We start from the raw sequence: 25,338 nt of genomic DNA on the forward strand, positions 1-25,338 counted from the left end.
GGCCGGTGCTCTTGGCTCCGTCGGTGGCGGCGTCTGCTGCGTGGCCGGTGCTCTTGGCTCCGTCGGTGGCGGCGTCCGCCGCATTACCAGCACGCTTTGTGCTGGTTGCCGCCGCGCCTGCGGCGCTGGTAGCTCCCTTGGCTCCGTCGGTGGCAGCGTCTGCTGCGTGACCGGCTCCCTTAGCCCCTTCGGCCGCATGGCTGGCGCTCTTGGCCCCGTCGGTGGCGGTGTCTGCCGCTTTGCTGGTGCTCTTGGCGGTGCTGGCGGCGTCGTCGAGTTTTACTCCCCAGCGGCCTTCGTTGGGGTTGGGGCGTGGGGTCTTGGGGGGTGTGGGACCTTTGCTGGGTCTGTATACGGTGGGTTTGGCTCTCCCCATGTCGCCGGCCTGGCGCATGTTGAAACCTGGTAGGCCGGCCAGTGCGTACTGGGGGTTCCTCAGGGAGGACGCGAGGTCCTTGGCGGCCTCCACCTTCGTGGTGACGGCCTTGCTGACCTTGGCCGGGATACGGGTGAAGGCCGCAGCGACGTCGTCGAACAGGCGGCTGGCCTTGCTCAGCAGGCCCTTGAGGTTCTTGGCGGAGGTCACCACGTCGGTGACTTCCTTGGTCAGGCGGGTGACCCAAGAGGACACGTCGGTGGTGATCGAGGTCACTGCCCAGGGGGCGGCTGCGCCTGCGGTGAGGACCGTGATGGCTGCCTTTGACATCAGCTTGCCGATGACGTCGGCGATCGCGTCGCGGACCAGGTCGTGCACCATGCGCACGATCATTGAGGCCACCGTCAGTCCCCCGGAGATCGCGCCGGCCAGCTCGCTGGTCATGCGCAGGTGGGATGCGGAGCCGGCTTGCAGGGTCTTGAAGGTCGCCACCGCCAAGGACTCCTGACCGGCCAGACGACTGGAGCACACCGTATCCAGATTGGTGGCGCACGAGTTCAGCTTGGTGCCGATATTCGTCCACGTCGAGGCAGCCGCAGCCACCGCGTCACTATCGCCGGCAAGCTCATTGAGCCAGTCCTTCAAGGGAGACAGGTGCTCAATGACCCAACCTAGCCCGGAGGACAGCGCCTCACCCAGAGGATCCATCACCGCCGCAGCCGCGTCAGCGACTGTGGCCGCCGTCGCCAGACCACCGGCGACCCAGCTCTTGGACTCAAACGCCTCCTTAAGGTCGGCGCCATCCTCCAGTAGGCGAGAACCAGTCCAAACGGTCTCCGACTCTTTGACCTCAGCGACAAGCTCGTTACCCATCGTCGATCACGCTCCCAGTCGGCGCGCACCGGCGGCGGAGTTGGAGTCGGCGCCCTCCAGGGCGGTGGCGGCGCCACGCAGGGCGGTGGCACTGTTGCGCAGCCCCTTCTCAGCCGAGACCATCATGGCGTCGGCCGCCGTCTTCACCAACGTGTAGGTCGGCAGGAACAACGGTGAGCACATGAGGCCGAACGCGTTATCCGCCAGTGCCGCACCGGAAGCATCCCGAGCCTGAGCCACGCCGGCGGCCACCGCATCCGTATCCTTCGCCCCCGAACGCAAAGTCTCTCCATTAACCCGAATATCCGCCATCACAGGCCCTTTCTTCTCTCTCTCGTGTCCTTGATGTGATCCCGTTGAGAACAGTCAGTACCGCCCTGCCCGCCCAGATCCTCCTGAGCAGGCGGAAGGCCACCGGGGCTACATGCCGGGGAAGATGAGGCCGGGAGGCGCGCTGCGCCTCTTGTTGCGGCTCTCCTCGGCCTGCTGGGCACGCCGGGTCGCCCCCACCTTGGGGCCGGCCATCTGCTCGTAGGCCTCCAGCATCGCCTGGCCCAGCCCCGTGTCCGCACCGATATGACGATCCACGATCGCGTGGATCCTGGTCGCCGCATCGCGGCGGCCGGTGTCGATGGCCTCCATGACCGCTGCGGAGAGCTGGGACGGACTGAGCACCTGGCTCGCCGCCGTGAAACGCACATCCCGCACGCGCCCTGCGGCGTCAACGACCACCGTGACCTCGCCGCCCTTCGACGTGCCCTCAACCTCCAGCGAGTCGGCCTGCTCACGCACCCGCTCAGTCGCCTCGCTAATGCGCTGCGCCTGAGCGACCTGCTCAGCAATCCGAGACAAACGCTCCTCAACCAACCGATCAGACATGAGCCCCACCCTAACCGCAAACCGGATGCGGGAGCCTCCCACCAAACTGTCGGGTAAATAACAGGGGGCAAGTCCCCGCCTTCCTCGACACCTCGGGCGCTGATCTGCTACGAACCGTTGGTAACAAAGCCCTGCGAACGCGATAGGGGTGCTCATGGCGAGGTGTCACGGCCCCGCCCAGTGACAGCAAGCCCACCCGCCGCCCGCTCTCAGGGCTGTTCCCGGCCTCGAATCCTGCTGGCCACCAGACCCAGGGACAGCGCCACCAGTCCCGCGGCCCCGATGCCCCCCGCGAGCCGGGCCCGGCGCCACGGCGCAGGGTCGGGAACGATCGGCTTCAACAGGCTCGGTGACGGCGTCGGCACCGGGTGGGCGCCACGCGGGTTCTCCGGCCCCACCGCCGTACCGTCGTTGACGAAGTTCAACGCCGCATACGGAGCAATGAGCCCCCAGCCGGTCGCCGGGCTGGACTTGGTCGGCTCCGGCCGGATCGCCGTCGCCGTCAACCGGTACTTCCAGTCCGCCGGCGTCTCCTTCGGGTGCGCGGCCACCACGAGCGCCGCAACCCCCGCGGCGTACCCGGCCGCTAAGGCGGGGGAGGGGCGGTTCTGGGAGACCAGGCAGTCCCCCTCCCCGAAGAACGTGGTGGGAACGGCCTGGGCGGGGACCGCCACGTCGACGTGGGAGCCGTGCAGCATGTCCTTCGAGACGCCGCCACTGGCGTCCAGGCTCGTCACCCCCAGGACGTTCGGGTAGGCGGCCGGGTAGCGCACCTCGGCCCCGTTCGCGTCCGTGGCGGGTGGTGGAGTGGAGGCCGTCGCACCCCCGCTCGGGCGCTTCGTGCTCTCCGCGGCGCCGGCTCCTGCCACCACGAGTGCCCCGACCTCAGTCGCGTGATTCACCGCCGCCTGAACCTCGGGCTCGTCCTGAGTCAGCATGTGGCCGACGACGATCACCTTGGCCCCGTTGTCAGCGGCCCACTGAATCCCCTGGGCGGTGCGCGTCGGCGTGGGGCCGACGCCCTTCTTCACCTGGTCGTCGGAGGTCCCCTGGTACACCCGTACCGGCATGATGGTGGCGCTCTTGGCGATCCCGACGACGCCGGAGCCCTCCACCTGGCGGGCGGCGATCATCCCCGCCACCGCGGTCCCGTGGCCGCTGTCGTCGACCTGGCCGTCTCCCCGGCCCAGGAGATCGATCCCCGGAGCCATCGCTCCTTGAAGGTGGGGGTTGTTCGCATCCACGCCGGAGTCGACCACGGCCACGACGACGCCCTGTCCCTCTGTCACGCCCCAGGCCTGCTCCACGCCGATCTGCTTGAACACCGGCGGGCTGGTCGTCAGCAGTGACCCCTCCCCGCGCTGGCAGTCGGCGACCTCGGCATCGATCGGCGGAGGGCCGGTCTGAACCTGCGGGGCGGTGGTCGGTGTCTGCTCCGATGCGGCTGACGGTGCGGACGAGGGCGCCGGTGCCGCCGGGGCCGCCGCATCCTGCGGGGCGGGGGCGGCTTCCTGCGTTGAGGCCGGTTGGGGATTCGGCATGGGAAGCCGGGGCAGGAGCGCGCCGCCGGCGACGCCGCTCACGCCCGTGACCGCGGCGGAACCGGCGAGTGACGTCGTCCCCATGACGGGCGACGTGGCCAACAGGATCACCGCGGGAACGCACGCCGCCAGGCGGCGCGGGGAACGCTTCACTTGTCCTGCACGCCCTTCCACACGGCGGCCTTCGACAGCTCCGGCCCGGCCGGGAACAAGGAGATCCATGGGGAGGGAATGTTGGACACGTTGCTCATGGTGTAGCCGAGCTGCCTGACCGTGTCAGCGGTGGTGCCTCCCAGCGCCCAGACGCGACCGGCGTCCGTGAGCAGGAAGACCTGACCGGCGGAGCCACCGGAGGTCGCTCGCACCAGAGCGCCCGTTCCTCCCTTGACTGTCACGCCTCCCTTGTCGACCTGATTGCTCGCGCTGATCGTCGAGGTCATCTGACCCGAGGCGTTGACCTGGAGGACGGCGCAGGCGCTCTGGTTCTCAGTGACGCCCTTGCCCAGCGTGTCGGGCCAGTCGGAGGGGGCCGACGACGTCGTCGTGCTGGCCTGGCTCATGTCGGAGGCGTTGACCTGCTGCTCAGTGACGTTGGGGGAACCGAGCTTGTACATGGCGAGCTCGACCTCGTTGAGGCGGGCGACCCGACCGTCGGCTCGCACCAGGTAGTGGCGCTGAGACCCCGAGCCGTCGGACACCACGAGCAGGGAGCCGGCGATGGGGTTGGAGATCGAGGAGGACAGGGTAGTCACCGGGGTGCCGGCGTCCGACAGGGAGAAGGGCTTGATCGTGCTCCCCTGGGGAAAGAGGTTGATCCAGGTGGCGTCGACCGGGACCACGGGATCGGCGTCCAGATTCAGGGCGTGGAGGGCGGCGTCCAGGTTCTCGGAGGGAATCGGGTAACGGTGGCCGTTGGCGATGAGGTAGTGGCTCTTGCCCACAGACACCAGCGCATGCCCCACCGAGCCCATGCCCGAGGGCGCTGAGCCGACGAAGGTCGAGGTCGCGCCCGCGGTGGAGGAGCAGGCGGCCCATCCCCGGGGCACCAAGGACTTGGCGGCGGGCAGCGATTCCGGGGCATCGGCGATCCCCACCTGCGAGCCCCTCTCGATACCGTTGAGCGTGTCAGCGCCGGCGGTGGTCTGCTTGAAGGAGCCCGGGTCGGACAGGAGGCGGGCGCTGGCGATGTTGGTGACCGGGCGCAGGCGTCCGCGGATGGTCACGTAGCGCGTCCCCTCGTTCTTCACGACGACGAGGGTGTTGTTCTGCCAGTCATTGGGCAGCGGGGAGGTGAATCGGCCGATGACCAGTGAGACCAGAAGGATGACCAGTGCGATCGCGATCCCGCCGATCACCGGTCGGAGCATATTGCGCGGCTCCAGCTCCCGGCCCCCCGGTGTCCCCGCACTGAAGGCCATGACAAGACGCTGGCGGTTGAATCGCTGCGCACTGAGGATGTCCTTGTTGGAAGCCATCACAGCACTCCGATGACCAGGGCGGCCAGGGGCGCGATGGACAGCAGGACCAGGATCTCGATGACATCGGTGAGGCGCGCCAGCCTCGGACGGTACGTGGGCCCGAGGACATTGAGAAGAAGGACCACGACGCCCACGACCCCGACCAGCACGACCATGGGCATGACGACGTCGGCCCGCTTGAGGACGATCACGAGCACCAGCGTCGCCAGGATGAGCATGCCGCCCACGACGCCGGCCGTCACATCCGCCCGTGAACGGACCGCACGAGTGCTCAGCATCGCGGCGACCGCGATGGCGGCGACCAGGGCGACGCCGTCGTATCCGACCGAGGCGAGAGCCGGAACCGAGGCCAGCACGATCATCGAGCAGGCGATGCGCACGGACAGCACCAGCCCGTGCATGTTCAGGATGCGAGATGTCAGCGCCGCCTTGATCGGCCCCTCGTCCTCGGCCCGGTGATACCCCTCTGGTTGGTCGGGCAGGCTGATGGTCACCGGGACTGAGGCGAGCGCGAGCCACGGGGTCAGGAGCGAGATGCCGGCAGCGGTCGCGCTGACCAGTGCGAGAACCGGTGCCAACCGGTAACCGAGCGCCTGAGTCCCCAGCCCCGTGGCCATCATGGCCACGCACACGAGCAGAGGGCCGGCGAGCAGCGGACGATCGCGGTCCAGCAACGGTATGCAGGCGCCCAGGAGCGAGGCGCCGACGGCGCCCGCGGCCGCCATCCTCAGCCCGGTCGGCGGTCCCTGGAACCCGGTGTGGAGGGTCACGCCGGCGAGCACCGCCGCCGTGATGACCAGTGCCCAGGCCCCCTTCTCCTTCAGCTGCCTGATGGCCAGCGCGGCCAGGATCAGCAGCACCGCCGCCACCGCCGCGCACGCCGGGGTCACCCAGCCTCCGGGCCCCTGGCGTAGGAGCAGGGCGCCTCCGGCGGTGAAGAGCAGGCACGTGGCGCCCACCGACAGGGTCAGCGTGTCCTTGGGGTCCCAGGCGACCTGCTGGCGTTCCACCGCGGCGGCAACCGCTTCGGTCAGATCGTCGTAGCGGTGCTCCGCCTCCGTGCTGCGCAGGTCGAGCGTCAGCACCTCGCCCGCGCCGACTCGCTGATCCGCCAGTGACAAGGAGTCGTCAAGAACACGACCCGCCTGCGTGGTCAAGCACATGCCGTAAGCCGAGGCCTCCTCCCCCAGCCCTTCAAGCTTCTGCGCCAGGGCCGGAACCACCTCGACCAGGGGCAGATCGACCGGTAGCGAGATGTCCACCGGGATGCGCTCGTAGACGACGGTGACGGGCATGAGGGAGGAGCTGCGCCGAACACGCGAGGCGGGAGGAGGCAAGGCGATTCTCCTGGAGAAACGGGACGAGGGCGAGTCATCACCAGCTGCGGATGCAGCCGAGCGACACCCCATCGTAGATCACGAATCGGGTGTCAGGACTAGGGGGGAGGAGCGGGCAGGTGCGGCGAGGCTGACCACACTGATCTCGATCACATTACGTGAATTAATACCGCGATCGGTTGTCTTGCGCTAGTCTGGGCGGGCCAGAGAGCAGCATATGAACGCTTGAGGTCCTCAGTGCAGGTCCGTGGTTGATGCTGTTCACATACAGTGACTGTTGCGAGCAGTCCTCAGAAAAGGAGCCTCATGGCTGAGAATCTGAAGTCAGAGAGTGGCGTACTTGCCAAGGCGAGCCAGACCGTGGACACGCACCGCGCCGAGCAGAGCGCGATCGGCCAGCGGGTTCAGGCCGCAGCCGCCGAGTCCCAGTCCGGTTGGCAGGGGCAGGGCGCGACCGCCGTCGCCCAGGTCGTTCAGCAGTACGGTGAGGACAACCGTCGGATCGACCAGGCGCTGGCCAAGCTCTCGGAAGCCCTGAAGACCACCGACCAGGCCTACCAGAGCACTGAGGCGGAGTCCGCAGCCGGTGCCCAGCGCGTCGGCGCCAACGCCGGCGGCTACCACAACCTCCCCGCCTGATCCTCCTCTACGCACCACACCTTAATTCTTCCTATCAGGAGACAATATGTCGGACAACATGCTTGTTAACTACGGATCGCTGGACACGCTCGCTGCTGCGATGTCTCAGGGCTCCGCCCAGTCCCAGGCCGACCTGGACGCCATGGACGCGGAACTGCGTCCCACTCAGAGCGGTTGGAGTGGTGAGGCGCAGCAGCAGTACACCATTTCCATGAACGAGTGCCGCGCGGCCATCGCCGACCAGCAGCAGCTGATTCAGCAGCTCGGCACCCACGTGAACACCTCCTCCGAGAACTACAACTCGACTGACCAGCAGGCGGCCGGCACTTTCGCCTGATCCCCTCCGTCGTCACCCCCGACAGTCTTTCGGTGCCCTGAGCCTTCGAGGCTCAGGGCACCGTCGTGTTGTAGAGAAGAGAGAGGAGCGCGCGGCTGTCACATCGCTTTCGGTTGGCGACCTCTGGGCTGCACTGAGGGCGGTCCGGCGGGGGCGGAGGAAACCGGTCCTCCAGAGGCCGAAGGCGTCGGCGGGTACTGCCCCGAAGAGGAGGAAGCGGCGGAGGCGGCCGACGAGGGCGGTATCACCGGGGGCTGAGCGTGCTGTGGGCCGACCGGTCCACCAGGAGCATCCGGGGTGCCGCTGCGGATCCCGCGGGCAGCGGCGTACACCCCGCCGGCTGCAGACGGAGCAGAACCGACCGCTGGGGGTGGCGGGGATGCCGTCTGCTGCCGAGCCGGCTGAATGCGAGGCGGCAGCGACGGCGGCAGAGAGGGGCTCGCCGGAGCCGGAGCCTGAGGGGCCGGGGCGCTGGGTGGCGCCGACGTAGCGCTCGGAGCGGCCCCGACGGGCATCGACGACGTCGGAGGGCCGGGTGGGGCGGCGAACACTGACGGAGTGATCGGGGAGGAGCCGGGCGCCGCCGGGACGGGAGACGGGGGCAGGGAGGCCGGAGGCGGGGTCGGCGCCACCGGGGAGTGAGCCGTGGAAGGCGGTGGCGCGGGAGAGACCACAGGTGGTGCGAAGCGCGACCGAGCAGCACCTGAGCCGGAGGCGGCAACCGGTGCGGGGGCCGCAGGGACCCCGGTGCCTGCGAAGGCACCCGTGTAGGCCGGGCCGGCCAGACCGGGGCGCTCTTGCACAGGCGGCGCCGGGGGCTGAAACACGGGCGCGCCGGTGGCCATGGGGCCGGCGGAGGGCTGCCGCCCCCCGCCTTGCACGGGTCCTCGGGTCATCACCTCGGGAGCCACGGGCGGCGTCGCAACAGACTTCGAGCCGCGCCTGCTGCGACGCGGCTTGGTGCGAGTCCGCCCTGCCAGGCCTTGCTGCGCCTGCTCCGGCATCGCTCGCCGTGTCACGGTCAAGGTCCTGGTGAGACGATCCAGAAGGCGTTCCCGGTCCTTGCCCGACTGACCCGCTGACCTGTGGGGGCTGATCTGGAAGGGGAGGAGGAGGGGCAGAAGAACTCTCACCAGGGCTCGCCCGATCCCCGGGGCGGCCCCCTGCTGCGGGACCACCACCGTGGCCGACACCGTTGCCAACCCGGCCGTTCTCCCGAAACGAGCAAGAACCAGGCTCTGGGCCACGATCACCTGAGCGAGCAGGATCCAGGGCAGTGCCTTGACGTTGAGCGCCAGCATCGGGACGAGAACGACGACGATCAGCAGGAGGAGGTCGACGACGGCGGCGACCACCGCCTCCCCGGTGGTGAGAGGACGCCAGTCGCTGCGAGTGCGCGCGCGCTTCGCCGCACGTGCGACGGAGGTCGGCATGATTCTCATAGTTGCCTCATAACGTCGATCAGTCCCGCTGCGATCACGGCCGAGGGGAGGGTCACCACGGCGGCGAGCGTCTGGAAGATGTCACCGAGTCGGCCCCACCATGCCGACCGAACGGTACTGAGGAACATCCCCACCGCGAAAGTGCCCGCTGTTGTGAGGAAAATGATGAAAGCGACTGCTTGGCTCCAGTGCCGGGTGATGACTCCCTCCCCGCCGTCGACCCACAGCAGAACCAGCACCAGGACGATCGCGACGGCGACGACCAGCCTCGGCATGAGGCGCAGCACCCGCGAGTGAGCGGTACGCGGGCGTAGAAGCAGAAGCAGCATGACGCACACGATCTCGACCCGAGCCCCCCAGGCCGTCACGCCGTCGGCCAGCGCCGTCTGGATCGTCGTCGGCAGGCTGAGTAGCACCAGGCTCCCGAAGGCGATCTCCAGCGCGACCGAGGACACCGTCGTCTGAGCCACGGACTGCGAGACGGAGCGAGGAGACACCTCCCGCGAAGGAGGCATCGTGGGTTGGCGCACCGAACGCCCCATGACCCGCAGCTGAGTCATATCCAGCAGCTGCTGATTGGGGACTTGCACGGCGAAGCCCGGGATCAGCAGTCCGCCAAGGGCCCCCAGGGCCATGAGCACCACCAGGACGGGAACGCGCGAGACCCCCGTAGCCGGCACGATCGTCCCGACGGCGGCCAGGAAGAGCCAGGCGCCCGCCGAAACTGCTTCACTGGCGCCCCTGCGGGCGATCCACAGCAGCAGGGCCGCGGCTCCCGTGCCCCACATGGCGAGCAGCGCGACCAGTAACCGAGAGTCCGGGCTGGAGACGGGGGCCAGAAGGGCGCCTGCCGCTCCCCCCGCCAGGGGGACGGTCAGCGCGCCCAAGGCCTCTCGCACCGCTGATCGCTGTCTGGCGGGCCTGAAGGCCGCAGCGACCAGGAGAACCATCAGAAGGCAGGCTCCCGCGATCTGCAACGCGGTCGGGAGGAGCCGGCCGTGCCCGATCAGGGGCGGCAGCCCCCCTAAGAAGAAACAGAGAACTGCCACCAGGACGACCGCGGTCTCCCCGACTGATGCGCGCAGAGCACTCTCGAGGTCGGCGTCCGTGGTCTCATAGCTCCGTAGGCCGGCCCGAACCGGCGTGGTGATGAGAACAGTGCCCTCGAGGACGTCGGTTCCCACGGCTGCCTCGGCGTCCACCACTGTCCCGTCGGCCGTCGTGATGAGGAACCCGCTGGGCTGATGAGCCTTCGGCGGAGGCACGAGCGCACCAATGGACACTCCGGTGCGTGCCGCCATGTCGAGCCGTTCGCCCTCGTGGACGAGGGTGACGCGGGTGCTGGTCGCATTCATCCGAGGATCAGTACTCCGAGAGGGTTGGGGGGAGAGAAGGTTGCCGAGGTGCGGACAAGCGTGACTCTATCGATACTATGACGTCAGCACCCGGCTGGGTGGGCTTCACCTCGGTCGGTTACTTCTCACGAAGTCGAACCTGTCATCCCACGTGCAGTGCACCCTCCCCACCCTCATGAACACCGAGGAGCAGAACGTGACCATCGACACTTCCGAAGCGTCGACCGAGACGATCGAGCTCAAGGCCCCGCCCAACGCCATCACACCGCAGGACGCCACCAGCTCGCTGACGATGGTGCTGCCGCTGACCGGGTCGATGGGCGTCATGGTGTTCATGGCCATCTCCAATAACAACAACCCGCGCATGCTGTTCATGAGTGGCGGGATGGTCGTGGCCATGCTCTCGATGGTCGTGCTCAACGTGACCCGCCAGATCCGTCAGCACCGTAACAACGTCACGAACCAGCGCCGCGAGTACCTCGGCTACATCTCAGAGGTGCGCTCCGAGGTCCGGGAGGCGGCCAAGAACCAGCGCCGCACCGCTGTCAGCCACCTGCCCGAGCCGGAGGCCCTTCCCTACCTGGTGCAGCACGGGGCCAGGGTGTGGGAACGGCGCCAAGGGCAGGACCACCTGCTCATTCGGCTGGGGCGCTCCTCCCAGCCGCTGGCGGCGACCATCGAGGCCGAGGAGGTCGGCCCCCTGAGCACCCCGGACCCGGTGTGCCTGTCAGCGATGCACCGTTTCGTCACCACCCACACCGAGGTGGACGCCCTCCCCTTCGGCATTGAGCTGAGCGCCTTCTCCCACATCGAGGTGGTCGGCCCGCTGAGCGAGGCTCGCGCCCAGGTGCGGGCCATGCTCGCGCACATCCTGGCTCTGACCTCACCCGCCCTGGTGAGGCTGGTCGTCCTCACCTCTCAGGAGGCGGATGCCGAGTGGGACTGGGTGAAGTGGGCGCCCCACGCCTGGTCCGATTCCGTGGCGGACGCCGTCGGGCCATCACGGCTCATGGCGCACTCCCTGGACGAGCTCACGGACAAGCTGCCCGAGGACCTCAGCGCGCGGGGCACCTTCTCCTCGGCCGCGGGGGAGCCGCCGCTGCCCCACATCATCGTCCTGGTCGACGGCGGCACACTCCCACCCAGCGCCCCGCTGACGGCGGAGCGCGGGCTTCAGGGCGTGACCGTCATCAGCGTCTCCGAGCGTGCGGAGCAGCCCCTGGTCCTGCCCAACCGCCTGCGCCTGGTCCTCAGCCCCTCCGACAGCCAGTCCGAGACCGTCCTGAGCGGGACTCTCGACGAGACAGTGGTCCCCATGAACGTCGAGCTCGCCGGACAGGATCCCAGCCCGGCGCTGGCCGACTCCATCAGCATCAATGGTGCCGAGGCCGTCGCCCGTCGGCTGGTGGCGCGCTACCAGGCGGCCGGGGAGGACGTCACCCCCTCGGCCCCGGTGGGAACCTCCGACCCCGAACGCGCCGAGGACCTGCTGCGGCTCCTGCACCTGGGAGACGTGAGGGACTTCAACCCCGACACCCAGTGGGTCAAGCGCACCGGCGCCGAGCGCCTCAACGTGCCCTTCGCGGTGACGCCCGAGGGCGAGCCGGTGGCGCTCGACATCAAGGAGTCGGCGGAGAACGGCATGGGCCCCCACGGTCTGCTCGTGGGCGCCACCGGTTCGGGTAAGTCGGAGGTGCTGCGCACGCTCGTGCTGGCCCTGGCCCTCACTCACGGACCGGACCAGCTCAACTTCGTCCTGGTCGACTTCAAGGGCGGCGCGACCTTCGCCGGAATGTCCGAGCTCCCGCACGTCTCGGCGATGATCTCCAACCTGGAGAGCGAGCTGGGACTCGTCGACCGTATGGCCGAGGCACTGCGCGGTGAGATGAACCGTCGTCAGCAGATGCTCCACGACGCCGGAAACTACGCCAACGTCATGGACTACGAGCAGGATCGGGTCAAGGGCAAGCACCAAGGCGACCCGCTTCCGGCGCTGTTCATCATCCTGGACGAGTTCTCCGAGCTCCTGTCCGCCAAGCCGGACTTCATCGACACCTTCGTGGCCATTGGTCGACTGGGACGATCGCTGCAGATGCATCTGCTCCTGTCCTCCCAGCGACTGGAGGAGGGCCGCCTGCGCGGCCTCGACTCGCACCTGTCCTACCGCATCGGTCTGCGCACCTTCTCCGCCAGCGAGTCCCGCACGGTTCTGGGATCCCCGGACGCCTATCACCTGCCTCCCCTGCCGGGAAGCGGCTACCTCAAGAGCGACACCGAGACGATGACTCGTTTCCGCGCCTCCTACGTCGCCGGCAAGCCCCCGGCCCGACGCGCCTCGCGGGCGCTGCAGCTGCCGGGAGCCGCCAAGGCGGCCGACACGGCTCGAGGCGCCGTCGAGATCCTGCCGTTCACCGCCCAGGACGTCGAGGTGGAGATCCCCGACGAGGAAGTGACCATCGAGGCCGAGGAAACCGCTGCGCCCGAGCCCGAGGCCTTCCCGCAGGACGCGGCCTACGCCGACAGCACCACCATGGACATCGCCGTGGACCGGATGGCCGGCCACGGCATCCCGGCTCACCAGATCTGGTTGCCGCCGCTTGAGGTCAGTGAGACCTTTGACGCGCTCATCTCCGATCTGGTGGTTGACCAGAACCTGGGCCTGACCTCGCCGTCGTGGCGGGCGCGGGGCGACCTCGTGGTGCCCCTGGGCGTCACGGATGTCCCCCTGGAGCAGCGTCGCGAGACGCTCACCGTGGACCTGTCGGGTGCCGGTGGCCACGTCGCCGTCATCGGCGGGCCCCTGTCCGGGAAGTCGACGGCGATGCGTTCGCTGGTCATGTCCTTGGCTCTCACCCGCACGCCGGCCGAGGCACAGTTCTATGTCATCGACCTGGGCGGCGGAACCTTCTCGACGATGCTGGATCTGCCCCATCTGTCCGGAATGGCCACGCGCGATGAGCCGGACATCGTGGCTCGGATCATGGCGGAGATCGCTTCCTTGCTCGACGATCGTGAACGCTACTTCCGGGCCAACCGGATCGACTCGATCCAGACGTATCGGCGGGAGCGGGCTGCGGGGCGCGTCGACGACGGGTACGGAGACGTCTTCCTCGTCATTGACGGCTGGGCCACCCTCAAGACCGATTTCGAGGATGTGTCCATGGAGGTGCAGAACCTGGCTCCGCGAGCCCTGGCGCTCGGTGTGCACTTCGTCCTGTCCTCCAACCGATGGATGGACCTGCGAGCGTCGATTCGCGACGCCATCGGAACTCGGATCGAGCTGCGCCTGGGTGACCCCGCGGATTCAGAGATCAACCGGAAGATCGCCCGCCAGGTGCCCGAGGGCAGGCCGGGGCGCGGGCTGGATCGGCAGGCGCGCCACATGCTCGTGGCGCAGCCGCGCATTGACGGCGACCACGACGACTCCACCCTGGCGCAGGGGATTCACCACGCCTGCCAGCAGCTCGCCAGCGCCTGGAAGGGGGCACCCGGTCCCAAGCTGCGCCTGCTGCCGACCCAGATCGACCTGGCCGAGCTCCAGGCCATGGTTCCCGCCGATGCCGGCCCCGTCATCGGTATCGACGAGGCCCGCCTGGAGCCGGTCACGCTGTCCATGCAGCAGGATCCCAACCTCATCGTGCTGGGTGACGCCAAGAAGGGGAAGACCACCTTCCTGCGCGCTCTGGCCCGCGAGCTGATTCGCGGCAAGACGCCCGACGAGGTGCGGATCCTCGCCATCGACCTGCGCCGCAACCTGCTGGGGGAGATTCCCGAGGAGTTCCTGCTCGCCTACCTCTCAGTGCGTGACATGGCCATCTCCGAGGTCAATGACCTCACGGGCTACCTTCAAGGGCGTCTGCCCGGCCCCGACGTCACGGCTGAGCAGCTGCGCAACCGCTCGTGGTGGAGGGGCCCGGAGATCTACCTCCTCGTGGACGACTACGACCTGGTGGCGACGAATACCTCCAACCCGCTTGCGCCCCTGCAGCCCCTGCTGGCGCAGGCTCAGGACATCGGTCTCCACCTCGTGCTCACGCGCCGCATCGGTGGAACGATGCGCGCCATGTACGAGCCGATCATGCAGACACTCGGCGATCTGTCCACGCCGGGCATCATGCTGCCCGGCAACCCTGATGAGGGGCCGCTGCTGGGACGACAGAAGCCGCAGCCCGGGCCGGCTGGGCGGGCCCGGCTCATCAGCCGTGATGGGGTGCGCACCCTTCAGCTCGCGTGGACCCCGCCGACCATGTGAATGGAAGACCGTGCCTGCCGGCTCCTCCTGCCGGATGCGGGCGCGGGGCGGCGAGGCGTCGCGCGCCCGCACGGGGCGAACCCGTGGCACGTCAGGGCAAGTCGAACCCTGCCGGGGCAAGCCGAATGCCTCGAAGCCGTGTCCCGAAAAGCGCCGGCAGTCCACTGCTGTGCCGCCCCCGCCCGAAAGAGTCTCAGTACCCGCCCCTCCACAGCGACTGGGGCTGGTGATACTGGTTGACGGGGCTCTGCACGCCGTGGGGTCCGGTGATGCTCGCGACGCCGTAGAGGGACTGGCTGCCACCGGCCGGGGGAGCGGCGGCGGATCTGCGCCCGGCGGCCAGTGCCGAACCGATGAGGAGGGCCCCATGACCGATGATGATCGCCATCACCGTCTCTGTGCTGGATCGATTAAAGGCGTACTCGCCAATGGTAGGTAATCCGTAGACGAGGACGACGACGATGTTATAGAGCGTCAGGAGCGAGGTGGCGCTTGTGGACACGATTCGGAAGGATCTGCTGGAGGGGCGCCGCATTCCCAGAAATACGCCGATGGCGGCCAGGGAGGTGATGACGGTGAGAATGAGTAGTCCCGGCACGAGGGGGAGGCCGGCTCCCCCTGATTCCGAGAATATGAACCAGGCGCTGGTCGTGTGCTGACTGAGGCTCTTTCCCGCCGATATGTACGCGTAGGCCGTTATGCTGAAGTGTGAAATGTGCGCGGCGTTGTTGATGAGCACGAACTGGCAGGCGCCCACGGCCAGGGTGGTGGGCCATGGTTGCGGAGTCCTTAAGCGCTGATTGAGGCGCACGGTGAGAATGGCGCCTACTGCGGTGACAATGAACAGGAGTGCCGTGGTGACGTCCTGCACGCCGTCGTACGGGTTACTTTTGATGCCGTCGATGGGCATGATGAGGACCCCGTAGCCGAACCATAGTGCAAGCCCCAACATTTCGGTGACCGGCTGGTTGCGGAACAGGTTTCGCAACCCGAAGTAATGCCACCAGATCACTGGCGTAGCGATCACGAACAGGAGCGTGGCCAATATGTAGTTCATCCACATGCTGCCCAGCTCCAGATTGAGGAGAACAGTAATGTAGATGACGAGCTCAAGGGCGCAGGCAACGATCATCATGACCAGCGCCGCCGCTTTCTCGCCACGCCACGGCACGCGGTGGGCTGTGTCGATGGACCAAGGTGAGGCCTCCCCCCGGGACGCATAGCCCGGCTGCAGGACTCGGGGTGCGGTGGAGTAGCCCGGTGCGGTGACCGCCCCGCTTAAGTACGCGAACCCGGTGCCCGAGCCCGCGCCTTGCTGGTACGGCTGCTGATACGGCTGATACTGCGGAGTGAGGGTGGGAGCGGGCGCAGGCGGATTGGGGCGGCCCAGGAAGGCGGAGGCCCGGGAGGATCGCAGCACCGACTGTGTCGGAATCGCGCTTTGCTCGGGGGGCGTGTACGCGCCGTGACCGGCCGGCGTCGGCGCCCGCCCGTAGGTCGCCCCGCCCTGCGGGGCGCTCACCGGGGGCGAACCGTAGGCGGCCTGCGGCGTGTGCGGCGGGCCGCCGTGTCCCTGTGGCGGCTCTGGATAGGCGGGTGGGTAAGTCATGACAAGGTCCTGATGATCGTGGCTCTCAGTTCCAGAGCTGCGCCTGTACCCCCGAGTCCTTTCTGGGCTTACGGCCCCAAGGAGCGGCAGCTCAGCTGCGTGTGAAGTGCGAGATGAAGTTACGGATGATCTGTCCGGCGTCGTGTGTCTCGGAGGACCGGGCCTGAGTGAGGATGTCCTCGCTCATGTCCGGGTCACCGTAACCGGCCTCGTCGTAGATGCTGACGCGCCGCTCGAACTGGACGGCGTCGAGCTCGGGGTTGAACTGGCAGGCATAGACGTTCCTGCCTACGCGCAGCATCTGGACCGGGCAGTCCGGCGAGCTCGCCAGCAGGGTCGCGTGCGCGGGCACCTCTCCGACGCCCTCGTAGTGGCCGGCGAAGACCGTGACCGCCTGGGGGAGCCCCTCCAGGACCGGATCCTCGCGGCCCTCCGCCGTCAGGAACAGGTCGACGGCGCCCAGCTCCTCACCGAACTCCTCCTGCGTCCCGGTGCCCAGGTAGGCGGCCAGCACCTGGAGCGCGACGCCGGTGGCCAGGAGGGGGATGCCCTCTTTGAGAATCACCCCGAGCAGCTCACGGATCTGCTCCTCGACATTGAGCTGACTGCGGGTCTTCTCCGCTGCCGGCGTGTCCGCGTTGTAGGGGCTGGCCCCGATGAGCACCCCGGAGACATCGGCCGCGGTGAAGGAGTCGAGGAAGTCGACCTCCTCCAGGGCGATGTGCTGCAGGTCGTCTCGCGACAGACCGCTCTGAGCCAGGAAAGACTCGTACTCGTCCTGCGCCGCCTCGTGCTCGGGGCGCGTGGTCACCATGATGAAAGGCTTCACGGGACCACTGTAGGGGACCGGTTGGCCCGGTGTGGCCGTCCGGCCCCTAGCCCACGAACAGCACGAGAATGAGGAGGCAGGGCCACAGGACCACGGAGACGCCTCCCAGAATGAGCCCCAGCCAGGCCAGTCCCTCACCGGAGTCATAGCTGTGGTGCAGGCGCCGCAGCGCGCTGATGCCCAGGATGATCGCGGCGACGCCGACGAGAGGGATGAAGCTGAGCAGCCCGCACACCAGGGCGGCCGTCGCCCCGGAGTCGCTGCGGGGGCGGGGTGCGGTGTAGCCGGGGCCGGAGAAGACCTCTGCCGGGTCGAGGTTCTCGGTGCCGGGGAAGACGAATCCGGCAGGGAGCCCGTCGACGTACCGCTCCGAGCTCGGCGAGAAGCGCGGCGCGCCCTGTCCTGGCGTGGAGGTCCCGACGGTGCTCATGACCACATCATGCACCGCCGGTGCCCGGGGCGGCATCCTTCCCGCGGACGAATCGGGCGCTGCCCGCCGGGTACCTGCGAGGAGCCCGGTCCGCGTGCCTCCCGAGCAGGGGCTATGCTGAAGTCCCGGCAGGCTCTGCCGGGTCCTGCCGAGCGTCCCGCGGGTCTCCCGCGAGTGGATTTCCCACGGGACACAGTCATTCCCCTCATTGCTCAGGCAGGAGTTCACTCGTGTCCTCTTCTCCCTCTCGTGGCTGGCGCCTGCACGGCGATGGCCGGTCCATCGCTCCGGGTGAGGTCGTCGCCCCCGGTGAGCGCCTCACCTGGCCGCGCACCATCGGCATCGGTGTCCAGCACGTCGTCGCCATGTTCGGCGCCACCTTCCTGGTGCCGCTGCTGACCGGCTTCGACCCGGCGACGACGCTGTTCTTCACCGGCGTGGGCACCCTGCTGTTCCTGGGCATCACCTCCGGGCGTCTGCCCAGCTACCTGGGCTCCTCCTTCGCGCTCCTCGCCCCCATCGGAGCCGTGACCGGCTATACACGTGACAGCGGCGTCCCCCTCGACCCCCACAAGGCCGCCCTGGCGCAGGGCGGGATCATCTCGGTGGGGCTGTGCCTGCTGGTGGTGGGCGTCATCGTCCACCTGGTCGGGTCCGCCTGGATCGACCATCTCATGCCGCCGATCGTCACCGGCGCGATCGTGTCCCTCATCGGCTTCAACCTGGCTCCTGCGGCCTGGGGGAATGTCACGAAGGGACCGGTGACCGCGGTCGTCACGATCGTCTCGATCCTGGTCATCACGGTGCTGTTCAAGGGCATCATCGGGCGCCTGGCGATCCTCATCGGCGTGCTCATCGGCTACGCCACCGCGGTGCTGCGCGGGGAGGTCAACTTCGACGCCGTCGCCAAGGCCCCTGTCCTGGGGCTGCCCGACTTCCAGGCTCCGGCCTTCGACGTGCGCTACCTGGGCCTGTTCGTCCCCGTGGTGCTCGTCCTGATCGCTGAGAACATCGGCCACGTCAAGTCCGTCTCGGCCATGACCGGGGAGGACCTCGACGACGTCACCGGCCGCGCCCTGTTCGCCGACGGACTGTCCACCATGCTCGCCGGCACCGGCGGCGGCTCGGGCACCACCACCTACGCGGAGAACATCGGCGTCATGGCCGCCACCCGCGTCTACTCCACCGCCGCCTACGTGGTGGCGGCGCTCAGCGCCCTGGGCCTGTCCCTCCTGCCGAAGTTCGGCCAGATCATCGCCACGATCCCGGCCGGCGTTCTGGGCGGGGCCGCCACGGTCCTCTACGGAATGATCGGCATGCTGGGGGTGCGCATCTGGGTGCAGAACCGCGTGGACTTCTCCGACCCGGTCAACCTCAACACGGCGGCCGTGTCCATGGTGGTGGCCATCGCCGACTACACCCTGGTCTGGGGGGACATGACCTTCAAGGGCATCGCCCTGGGCTCGGCCGCCGCCATCGGCGTCTACCACGCCATGCGCTGGATCTCGAAGCTGCGCGGCACCAACCTGGAGCAGGCCTCCCCGGCCTCGGCCCCCGCCGGCACCGAGTTGGAGGGCCCGGCCTACTCCAGCCGCGCCGCCCACGCCCCCTCGGCCGCGTCGGCGGCGGAGGCTCCGACGTCGTCGAGCACCGATGGCGCTTGAGGGCGCCGGTGACAGCCACGACTGAGTCCCCTCGCTCCCCTCAGGCGGTAGGTGCTGCGGAGAGAAGGGGCGGAAGAGTGGCTGCCTGCGTCATCTGGACGCAATGCACGAGGGTGGGGTGCTACTGGAGGGAGGGCCGGGGCACTCCACGTAGGTGGGGCCTTCGTGCAGTACGCACAACCCCTGACCAGCTCAGCCCCACCCTCGTGCACATTGGTCGGCTCGGGGCGGGAGGGGGCCGGAGCTTGCGTTGAACCGTGACCTCCGGGCCCCTGCGCAGGAGCCCGAAGAGGTCCGTGCAAGGGAGAGCACGGCCGGCCCCGGGGTGAGGGTGCCGGGCTCCGCCGCCATGACCCCGCAGAGTCAGTCAGTCCCACGGCTCGGTGTCCACACCGCTGGCCCGCCAAACCTCTTTATTGGCTCGCTGTCGCATCCAGCAGAACCGCCCCATCCTGGAACCGCACCCGAGCCGGCGTCTCAGACGCAATGACGCTCGGAATCGGGAACTGCGTTTCCCGTCCAGAACGTACTTCTCCTACAGATGACTGAGGTCAGGCCCCAGTCGTCTGGGGGACAACGCAGTCCTCGTCGAAGAAGTACGTCCTCGATCGGGGCAAGGAGCCGTCGTCGGGACGCTCCCGCCCGGACTGGGCGACCCCGGATCAGCTGGGCTTCTTCGTGGCGGCCTTGTCCACCGGGACGCAGTCGCTGGGGGCGGTGATGGGCTTGCCTGCGCCGAGAAGCTTGATCTCGTCCGACTTCAGCGCGTTCTGCAGGTACTCCTTGCCCAGGACCACCGAGACCGTGGTGTCGTTGTCGGACAGACTGTTGTCGAGCTGCACCGTGGACTTGGGGAAGATCTGGGCCAGGGAGTAGGCGTTGATCAGGCCGCCCTTGGAGGCCATGATCTGGACCTCGCCGCTGTAGATGCCTCCGGGCCAGTCATTCGCCGAGGTGACGGTCAGGCCCGCCTCCTCCAGCTCCTGCTGCACCGTGGCGGCCAGCCCCACCGTTTCCGAGCCGTTGTAGACGTTGATCTTCTCGATCGCGGTGACGTCGACGGTCTTGGCGCCGCTGGGTGGGCAAGGCTGGGGCACGTAGGTCGCCGTGCTCTTGGGCTGCGAGAAGCCCGGGTTGTAGGCGGGCAGGATGCCCAGCGATACCAGGAGGCTCACGGCGACCGCGACCACCATGACGGCCAGGATGGTGCCGATGACAGTGGCCTGACGGTGCTGCATGTGCCGCCGGTACTCGGTGCGCGGATCTGCGGGACTACTCACGTGATCCAGAGTAATGGACGACGGCGCTCATCGGGTGGTGGTGGGGGCGATGTGACACGGGCCCGAGCCGTGGGCGGCGGTGCCGGGCGGGTCGGTGGGCGAGCCGGTGAGGGTCAGGCGCTCGGCGGTGCCGGGGCGAGCCGCGGCACCCCCTCCTCCGTGACCTCCAGGATGCGGGCGTGGATCGCGGTGCGCCCCTGCAGGGCGGCGCGCAGAGCCCGGTGCAGTCCGGTCTCCAGGTAGAGGTCCCCCTTGAAGGAGACGACATGGGCGAACAGGTCGCCGTAGAAGGTGGAGTCGTCATCCAGGAGGCTGCGCAGATCGAGAGTCGCGCGGGTGGTGGTGAGATCGGCCAGGCGGATTTGTCGAGGTGCGATGACGGCCCAGTCGCGCTGAGTGGTGACCCCGTGGTCGGGGTAGGGGGGCCTCTCGCGTACTGCCTTGAAGATCACGGCAACATCCTAGTGAATGAAGCGGCCGAAGGTGCATGGGGGAGCCGTGGGCCGTCCAACATCGACAACATCGACAACACCGAGTCCGCCCGGGGTCCCGGTCCGCCGGGTTCGACCTGTCCGGCCCTTCCGAGGAGGGGAGTCCCTTCCGTTATCTGTCTCACTAGTCGGAATGTGGCCGACAGGACGGCGATTTCGTCACCTCTCTGTGATTGGCGTTATCACTGCGATATCTGGTGGTTTACCGGGAAGGTGGGATGTCTGATGCCGGAAATCGGCGCGACGCCTGACCTTCGGACTGTTCCTCTCTTCTCCCGGGCTCTAGTACCGTGTTCGCTGCACCGACCTCGACCGAAAGGATGCCGCAGTCATGACCATCGCGGTCCGCCGAAGCGGCTTCACCATTCCCGTGTCCCTTGTTGTTCTCACCTCGACCGCCATGCTTCTGGCCGGTTGCCAGTCCGGTGGTGCCTCCAACGCCAATCAGCAGGGCACCACGGGCTCATCGTCATCTGCGAAGGTGCAGTCGACGGCCAGTGCCGAGGCGACCTCCGGGCAGAAGGCGGGGCACGCCTCTCCTCGTATCCCCAGTCCTACCGGCAAGGGCCCCGCCGACTCCTCCGCGTCGCAGCCCTCCGGCTCCCAGTCCCGCCCCGCGAGCCCGCGGGCCAACGAGCCCCGTCCCGCCGCCAGCGGGAGCGGCGCAGCCAAGACGGCGGCCCCCGGCAAGACGGAGGTTCCGGGCCAGCAGAACGGTGGTGCCTCCAAGGCCCCGCAGGCTCAGGGGAAGACGGACGACACCGGCAGGTCCTACGCCGGAGCCACTCAGGCGCCGCACTCCGCGGCACCCGAGACTCAGAAGCCCTCGGAGCAGGCGCCGGCCGACAAGCCGGCTGACAAGCCCGCCGACGTCCAGACCAACAAGCCGGCTGACAAGCCCACCGACGCCCAGACCGGCAAGCCCGCCGACAAGGGTGCTCCTGCGCAGACGCCCGCTGAGCCGGCCGCCCCCGCCGGCGAGCAGCCCAGCCAGGCCACGTCCTTCGTCCCGGACAACCTCGTCTCGGAGAAGACCGCCATGATCGTGTCGCCGTCGGGCAACATCGGCTGCGACCTGTCCGCCCACCACGCGGGCTGCGGCGTGCTGTCCTACCGCTCCAACGGCACCTTCGGCAAGGATGAGTCGGGCTCGCCCAAGTGGTGGTTCGACCTCAGCTCCGGTGGGACTCCGCAGCTCGCCGGCCGTAGCGAGGGCGCCTTCTCACTCGATGAGGCCTTCCGCGGTGGCGGTTCCTCGCCCCAGGTGGTGGAGTACGGTCAGTCCGTCACCTTCGGCTCCTGGGTGTGCAGCTCCGAGGAGAACGGCATGACCTGCCGCAACACCGAGACCGGTCACGGCGTCTTCCTCAGCTCCGCGCGCTACGAGACCTTCTGACCCGAACCCGGGGCATTCCCGGTACGCCTCTGTTCGCCCCGGTGACGTGTCACCGGGGCGAACCTGGCTCAGGCGGGCTGCAGCGGACCGGTGAGGTAGTGTTGGATCGTCGGTCCTACGACCTCCACGAGGTGGTCGATGCTCGCGCCGGCGATGGGCTCCAGGCGCAGCACGTAGCGGATCATGGCCAGCCCCACCAGCTGGGAACCGACCAGGGCGGCCCGTTCGCGCGCCAAGGTACTCGACAGACCCGACTGCTCGAGGGCCTCGGCCATCGGCGTCGCGATCTGCTCGGTGGCGTAGTTCTGGATCGCCTCCGGGCTGTGGATGTCGGCGGCCATCCATTGCAGCAGGGTGCGGAAGGTCGCGCCGCCGGCGTCGTCGTCCCAGGCCGTCAGCGACAGGCGCACCAGGCGGGGACCGGCCGAGAGGAGATCCCCGCCGATGGCGGTGGCGATCTCCTGGCTCGCCCGCGCACGCAGGTTGACTGCCGCCCCGAACAGGTCCCCCTTGGAGCCGAAGTAGTAGGACACGAGTGCCGGGTCCACGCCGGCTGTGCGGGCCACCGCCCGAATGGTCGTGCCCTCATAGCCCTGGGTCAGGAAGGACTCGCGCGCGGCGGTCAGGATCGCTTCCTGGGTGGAGGACGGTCGGCTGCCGCCGCCATCGCCGGGGCGACGTCTGGGGCCTCGACGGCGCGCGCGGCCAGGGCGGCGCTCGGGTGGCTCGTCGTCGAGCGGGGCGCCGGGCTGCGGCGCGTGAAGAGCATCACTGGTCACTCCAGGAGGTTACGGGCGCCCCGGCTGCATGTGATGGCCGCCGCCCGGCCGACTCAAGTAGTTCCGGAGGAACGCGGCGCTTGATCGGGTTCGGCGATCCCGGGAAAGTGTGACAGCCGCCCTCATTTTAGGGAAGGCTGTCGACGCGATATTCAGTATTGTTCAGAGCTCCGGGGTGCGCTTCGGCATCGGGGCGGCGGTTCCTGAGGGGGCGGGAGCTACTTCTTGGAGTTCTTGGCCGAGCCCTTGACCTGGGACTTGTCCCCCTGGGCGACGACGCAGCTGATCTTGCGGTCGCCCTGGGCCCAGGTGCCCTCACCGGGCGTGAGGTACTCGACCTGGTAGCTGGACTGGCTGGACTCGATCCCGACGTACTTGGTGAAGTCCTCGCCCAGGCAGAAGCCCTGGCCCAAGGACTTGACCGCGCGTTCGTTGGGGAGCTCCTTGATGTCGTCCCCGAAGGTGGTCTGGGCGATGACCTCGTAGGTGTGCGCCTTGGAGCAGTCGACCACGGTGACCTCGCCGATCGCGTTCTCCCCGCCGGAGTCCTTGCTCACGGTGTTGTAGCACTGCCCGACCTCGAGGTCCTTGGTGGCAGTGGTGGTGTCCGAGGAGAGCATGCCGCAGGAGGTCAGTCCCATGGCGACAGCTGCGGCGACGGGGAGGGTGAGAAGCGTGGTCCGGGTGCGCATGGCTCGAACCGTAACAGTCGGGATGGCCGGATTGTGCCGGTTTTCTGCATGCTCCTGGCCGTGGCCGGAGAGGCGGCTGAAAAAATCCGGGATAAGGACCGGGTGGCGACATGAGACGGAGAAACGGAGAGTCGCCACCCGGCCGGAGTGGGAGGCGGGACGGTGTTCGCGAGGCGTGGGAAGGGAGAAGTGGTCCTTCTCCATCAGTGGTCCGCCCGTGTGCGGCCGTCCTGCTCGATGGGGACAGACTAGGAGTTCTTGACGGAATTATTCAATGGTGTGTTGTCCCGGTTCTGGGCGAAGCAGACCAACGAGCGGTCCCCCTGGTCCCAGGAGGACCTCAAGGGGGCGAGGGCCGCCACTTGATACTTCTTGGCCTTGGAGGCGGAACCGACGTAGCTCTCCAGCACCGGAGCGCAGACGGCGGTGATCTTCTCCGGGGTGTTCGCCTCGGTGTAGGTGGAGGCCGTGGACTTCCCCGTTCCGACCACCTCGTACTGATGGGGGGCGGAGCAGTCGACGAGCTTCGCGCTCGTAGCGCTCGTTTCGCCGTTCTTGGGCTCGTCGACCAGCTCGGAGACGCAGTTGCCGGTCTTGAGGTCGTGGACGTCCACGGTCTTGGCGCCGCCCTCCGTCCCGGCACTGGAGCCGGCGGAGGCATCGGCCTCAGGGGTGGCCGAGGAGCCGCCGTCGGAGCCCCGGGAATCCTTGCCCTGGGGGGAGCCTGAGGGGTCGGCCTTGGCCGAGGAGGAGGGGCCAGTGGAGGGAGTGCTCACCGCCTCTTCGTCGCAGGCGCTGAGGCTCACGGCGAGAAGGAGCGCGGTTGGCAGGGCGATGAGGGATGAGGCTTTCGTGCGCATGGGGCCATCGTGGCAGGAGCGGGAGGCCGCGTCGATGGGGAGGAAACCCGATCTGGCGCTTGTTGCGGGCCGCGGAGGAGAGTACAGAAAAACCCCGGAATCACAAGGATTCCGGGGCGGTGGCGGAGGATGGGGGATTCGAACCCCCGAGGGCTTGCACCCAACACGCTTTCCAAGCGTGCGCCATAGGCCACTAGGCGAATCCTCCAGGCGCTCCACGCGGCGACAACCACGTGCAACGAGAGAGGAATATATCGGACCGCCCATCCCCGGGGCCAGCCCGGGGCGGTGGGATCTGTCACGCGAGGCGGGTTTCGTGGCGTCGATCCCGCCAGGACGCACCGTAGACCTTCAGGGCGCATCTCCCGGGACCGTCCTCGGACCCTACGGTGCGTCCTCGAGCTCAGGGGCGGGGCGGGCGCGGCGGAGCCGCATGCGGACGGTTCGCAACCGGGGGCCGGATCGGGTAGTCTCTCGCTCGGCCCCTCGTGCGGCGTCATCCAGTGAATCCCCCAGGACCGGAAGGTAGCAAGGGTAAGCAGGCTCTGGCGGGTGCGCGAGGGGTCCTCACGTGGCCGGGCAGCGATGATCAACTCCCGACGGCGACCTTCCGCGGGCCCTTGGCCGCCAGGCCGCCCCGGGAGAGGACCTCGGTGGAGTAGGCGGCGTTGCGGGAGGCAAGAGCCTCGGTGACGGGCATGGTTCCTCCGTTCCTCCAGCCGGCGACGCGCCGGCCCGCCCATCGTGCCTGACGGAACCCGACCCGCCCGGAGCCTCGCACGGTGTCGGCCCGGCCGAT

Annotated in this window: 20 protein-coding genes, 1 tRNA gene, 1 other RNA gene and 1 pseudogene; 6 read left to right on the top strand and 17 right to left on the bottom strand. The window is 68.4% G+C overall.

Features of this window, described 5'->3' with window-relative positions; translation table 11 throughout:
• The 6 genes and pseudogenes from BKH32_RS14445 to BKH32_RS08010 form a co-directional block, all read right to left on the bottom strand.
• A pseudogene (locus BKH32_RS14445) lies at positions 1–1,249 on the bottom strand (hypothetical protein); the annotation flags it as partial.
• Between the two features lie 6 nt (positions 1,250–1,255).
• Positions 1,256–1,561, bottom strand: coding sequence for a type VII secretion target (locus BKH32_RS07990; protein ID WP_075249446.1), 306 nt, complete (start codon positions 1,559–1,561; stop codon positions 1,256–1,258).
• Between the two features lie 108 nt (positions 1,562–1,669).
• Complete coding sequence (locus tag BKH32_RS07995) at positions 1,670–2,128, bottom strand: YbaB/EbfC family nucleoid-associated protein (protein WP_075249447.1); 459 nt, start codon at positions 2,126–2,128, stop codon at positions 1,670–1,672.
• A 209-nt stretch (positions 2,129–2,337) separates the two neighbouring features.
• The gene (locus tag BKH32_RS08000; RefSeq protein WP_075249448.1) at positions 2,338–3,822 is read right to left on the bottom strand and encodes a S8 family serine peptidase; all 1,485 of its coding nucleotides are present in this window, start codon (positions 3,820–3,822) and stop codon (positions 2,338–2,340) included.
• Positions 3,819–5,144 carry a type VII secretion protein EccB gene (gene eccB / locus BKH32_RS08005; RefSeq protein ID WP_075249449.1) on the bottom strand — a complete coding sequence of 442 codons (1,326 nt, stop codon included), beginning with the start codon at positions 5,142–5,144 and terminating at the stop codon, positions 3,819–3,821. The genes BKH32_RS08000 and eccB overlap by 4 nt, the downstream gene beginning before the upstream one ends.
• Positions 5,144–6,484, bottom strand: coding sequence for an EsaB/YukD family protein (locus BKH32_RS08010; protein ID WP_081376749.1), 1,341 nt, complete (start codon positions 6,482–6,484; stop codon positions 5,144–5,146). The genes eccB and BKH32_RS08010 overlap by 1 nt, the downstream gene beginning before the upstream one ends.
• Before the next feature lie 306 nt (positions 6,485–6,790).
• Here BKH32_RS08010 and BKH32_RS08015 point away from each other — a divergent pair, with 306 nt between their 5' ends.
• Both BKH32_RS08015 and BKH32_RS08020 read left to right on the top strand, forming a co-directional pair.
• A complete protein-coding gene (locus tag BKH32_RS08015; protein WP_075249450.1) occupies positions 6,791–7,123 on the top strand; it encodes a WXG100 family type VII secretion target in 333 nt (110 codons plus the stop codon).
• A gap of 46 nt (positions 7,124–7,169) precedes the next feature.
• Entirely contained in the window at positions 7,170–7,460 is a 291-nt protein-coding gene (locus BKH32_RS08020; protein ID WP_075249451.1) for a WXG100 family type VII secretion target, read from the top strand.
• A gap of 98 nt (positions 7,461–7,558) precedes the next feature.
• Here BKH32_RS08020 and BKH32_RS13600 read toward each other — a convergent pair whose 3' ends face one another.
• Together BKH32_RS13600 and BKH32_RS08025 are read right to left on the bottom strand one after the other, a co-directional pair.
• Complete coding sequence (locus BKH32_RS13600) at positions 7,559–8,893, bottom strand: hypothetical protein (protein ID WP_143222772.1); 1,335 nt, start codon at positions 8,891–8,893, stop codon at positions 7,559–7,561.
• Between the two features lie 5 nt (positions 8,894–8,898).
• The gene (locus BKH32_RS08025) at positions 8,899–10,257 is read right to left on the bottom strand and encodes a hypothetical protein (protein WP_075249452.1); all 1,359 of its coding nucleotides are present in this window, start codon (positions 10,255–10,257) and stop codon (positions 8,899–8,901) included.
• A gap of 175 nt (positions 10,258–10,432) precedes the next feature.
• Between BKH32_RS08025 and eccCa the strand changes: the two genes are divergently transcribed.
• Complete coding sequence (eccCa, locus tag BKH32_RS08030) at positions 10,433–14,509, top strand: type VII secretion protein EccCa (RefSeq protein ID WP_075249599.1); 4,077 nt, start codon at positions 10,433–10,435, stop codon at positions 14,507–14,509.
• Positions 14,510–14,702: 193 nt separating this feature from the next.
• Here the strand turns inward: eccCa and BKH32_RS08035 are convergent, their stop codons facing one another.
• From BKH32_RS08035 to BKH32_RS08045, 3 genes are all read right to left on the bottom strand, one after another.
• Positions 14,703–16,118 (bottom strand): annexin A7, encoded by a 1,416-nt coding sequence (locus BKH32_RS08035; protein ID WP_075249453.1) that lies wholly within the window; start codon positions 16,116–16,118, stop codon positions 14,703–14,705.
• A 91-nt stretch (positions 16,119–16,209) separates the two neighbouring features.
• Entirely contained in the window at positions 16,210–16,947 is a 738-nt protein-coding gene (locus BKH32_RS08040; protein ID WP_075249454.1) for a glutamine amidotransferase-related protein, read from the bottom strand.
• Between the two features lie 46 nt (positions 16,948–16,993).
• Positions 16,994–17,377, bottom strand: coding sequence for a DUF4190 domain-containing protein (locus tag BKH32_RS08045; RefSeq protein ID WP_075249601.1), 384 nt, complete (start codon positions 17,375–17,377; stop codon positions 16,994–16,996).
• Between the two features lie 230 nt (positions 17,378–17,607).
• Here BKH32_RS08045 and BKH32_RS08050 point away from each other — a divergent pair, with 230 nt between their 5' ends.
• On the top strand, positions 17,608–19,041 hold the full coding sequence (locus BKH32_RS08050) for a uracil-xanthine permease family protein (RefSeq protein ID WP_075249455.1): 1,434 nt from the start codon (positions 17,608–17,610) through the stop codon (positions 19,039–19,041).
• Between the two features lie 662 nt (positions 19,042–19,703).
• Here the strand turns inward: BKH32_RS08050 and BKH32_RS08055 are convergent.
• Together BKH32_RS08055 and BKH32_RS08060 are read right to left on the bottom strand one after the other, a co-directional pair.
• Positions 19,704–20,279, bottom strand: a complete 576-nt coding sequence (locus BKH32_RS08055) for a LytR C-terminal domain-containing protein (RefSeq protein WP_081376750.1) — start codon at positions 20,277–20,279, stop codon at positions 19,704–19,706.
• A gap of 155 nt (positions 20,280–20,434) precedes the next feature.
• Positions 20,435–20,773, bottom strand: a complete 339-nt coding sequence (locus BKH32_RS08060; RefSeq protein WP_003788121.1) for a hypothetical protein — start codon at positions 20,771–20,773, stop codon at positions 20,435–20,437.
• Positions 20,774–21,143: 370 nt separating this feature from the next.
• On the opposite strand from BKH32_RS08060, the gene BKH32_RS08065 reads away from it, so the two are divergent.
• Entirely contained in the window at positions 21,144–22,208 is a 1,065-nt protein-coding gene (locus BKH32_RS08065; protein WP_075249457.1) for a hypothetical protein, read from the top strand.
• A 68-nt stretch (positions 22,209–22,276) separates the two neighbouring features.
• On the opposite strand, the gene BKH32_RS08070 is transcribed toward BKH32_RS08065, so the two are convergent.
• From BKH32_RS08070 to BKH32_RS08085, 4 genes are all read right to left on the bottom strand, one after another.
• On the bottom strand, positions 22,277–22,987 hold the full coding sequence (locus BKH32_RS08070) for a TetR/AcrR family transcriptional regulator (protein ID WP_075249458.1): 711 nt from the start codon (positions 22,985–22,987) through the stop codon (positions 22,277–22,279).
• 218 nt (positions 22,988–23,205) lie between these two features.
• Positions 23,206–23,679: a septum formation family protein gene (locus tag BKH32_RS08075; protein ID WP_075249459.1), complete on the bottom strand. Its 474-nt coding sequence runs from the start codon at positions 23,677–23,679 to the stop codon at positions 23,206–23,208.
• 248 nt (positions 23,680–23,927) lie between these two features.
• Entirely contained in the window at positions 23,928–24,539 is a 612-nt protein-coding gene (locus BKH32_RS08080) for a septum formation family protein (RefSeq protein ID WP_075249460.1), read from the bottom strand.
• Positions 24,540–24,659: 120 nt separating this feature from the next.
• Positions 24,660–24,747 (bottom strand) — tRNA-Ser (locus BKH32_RS08085).
• A gap of 269 nt (positions 24,748–25,016) precedes the next feature.
• Here BKH32_RS08085 and ffs point away from each other — a divergent pair.
• Positions 25,017–25,111, top strand: an RNA gene (ffs, locus tag BKH32_RS08090) — signal recognition particle sRNA small type.
• Positions 25,112–25,338 lie beyond the last annotated feature (227 nt).

It is taken from the genome of Actinomyces oris, from assembly GCF_001929375.1.
GTDB classification, from domain to species: Bacteria; Actinomycetota; Actinomycetes; order Actinomycetales; family Actinomycetaceae; genus Actinomyces; species Actinomyces oris_B.

Coding starts and splice junctions, on each gene's coding strand:
- BKH32_RS07990 (WP_075249446.1), bottom strand. CDS start 1,561: ATGGCGGATATTCGGGTTAATGGAGAGACTTTGCGTTCGGGGGCGAAG.
- BKH32_RS07995 (WP_075249447.1), bottom strand. CDS start 2,128: ATGTCTGATCGGTTGGTTGAGGAGCGTTTGTCTCGGATTGCTGAGCAG.
- eccB (WP_075249449.1), bottom strand. CDS start 5,144: ATGGCTTCCAACAAGGACATCCTCAGTGCGCAGCGATTCAACCGCCAG.
- BKH32_RS08015 (WP_075249450.1), top strand. CDS start 6,791: ATGGCTGAGAATCTGAAGTCAGAGAGTGGCGTACTTGCCAAGGCGAGC.
- BKH32_RS08020 (WP_075249451.1), top strand. CDS start 7,170: ATGTCGGACAACATGCTTGTTAACTACGGATCGCTGGACACGCTCGCT.
- BKH32_RS13600 (WP_143222772.1), bottom strand. CDS start 8,893: ATGCCGACCTCCGTCGCACGTGCGGCGAAGCGCGCGCGCACTCGCAGC.
- BKH32_RS08025 (WP_075249452.1), bottom strand. CDS start 10,257: ATGAATGCGACCAGCACCCGCGTCACCCTCGTCCACGAGGGCGAACGG.
- eccCa (WP_075249599.1), top strand. CDS start 10,433: ATGAACACCGAGGAGCAGAACGTGACCATCGACACTTCCGAAGCGTCG.
- BKH32_RS08035 (WP_075249453.1), bottom strand. CDS start 16,118: ATGACTTACCCACCCGCCTATCCAGAGCCGCCACAGGGACACGGCGGC.
- BKH32_RS08045 (WP_075249601.1), bottom strand. CDS start 17,377: ATGAGCACCGTCGGGACCTCCACGCCAGGACAGGGCGCGCCGCGCTTC.
- BKH32_RS08055 (WP_081376750.1), bottom strand. CDS start 20,279: ATGCAGCACCGTCAGGCCACTGTCATCGGCACCATCCTGGCCGTCATG.
- BKH32_RS08065 (WP_075249457.1), top strand. CDS start 21,144: ATGACCATCGCGGTCCGCCGAAGCGGCTTCACCATTCCCGTGTCCCTT.
- BKH32_RS08075 (WP_075249459.1), bottom strand. CDS start 23,679: ATGCGCACCCGGACCACGCTTCTCACCCTCCCCGTCGCCGCAGCTGTC.
- BKH32_RS08080 (WP_075249460.1), bottom strand. CDS start 24,539: ATGCGCACGAAAGCCTCATCCCTCATCGCCCTGCCAACCGCGCTCCTT.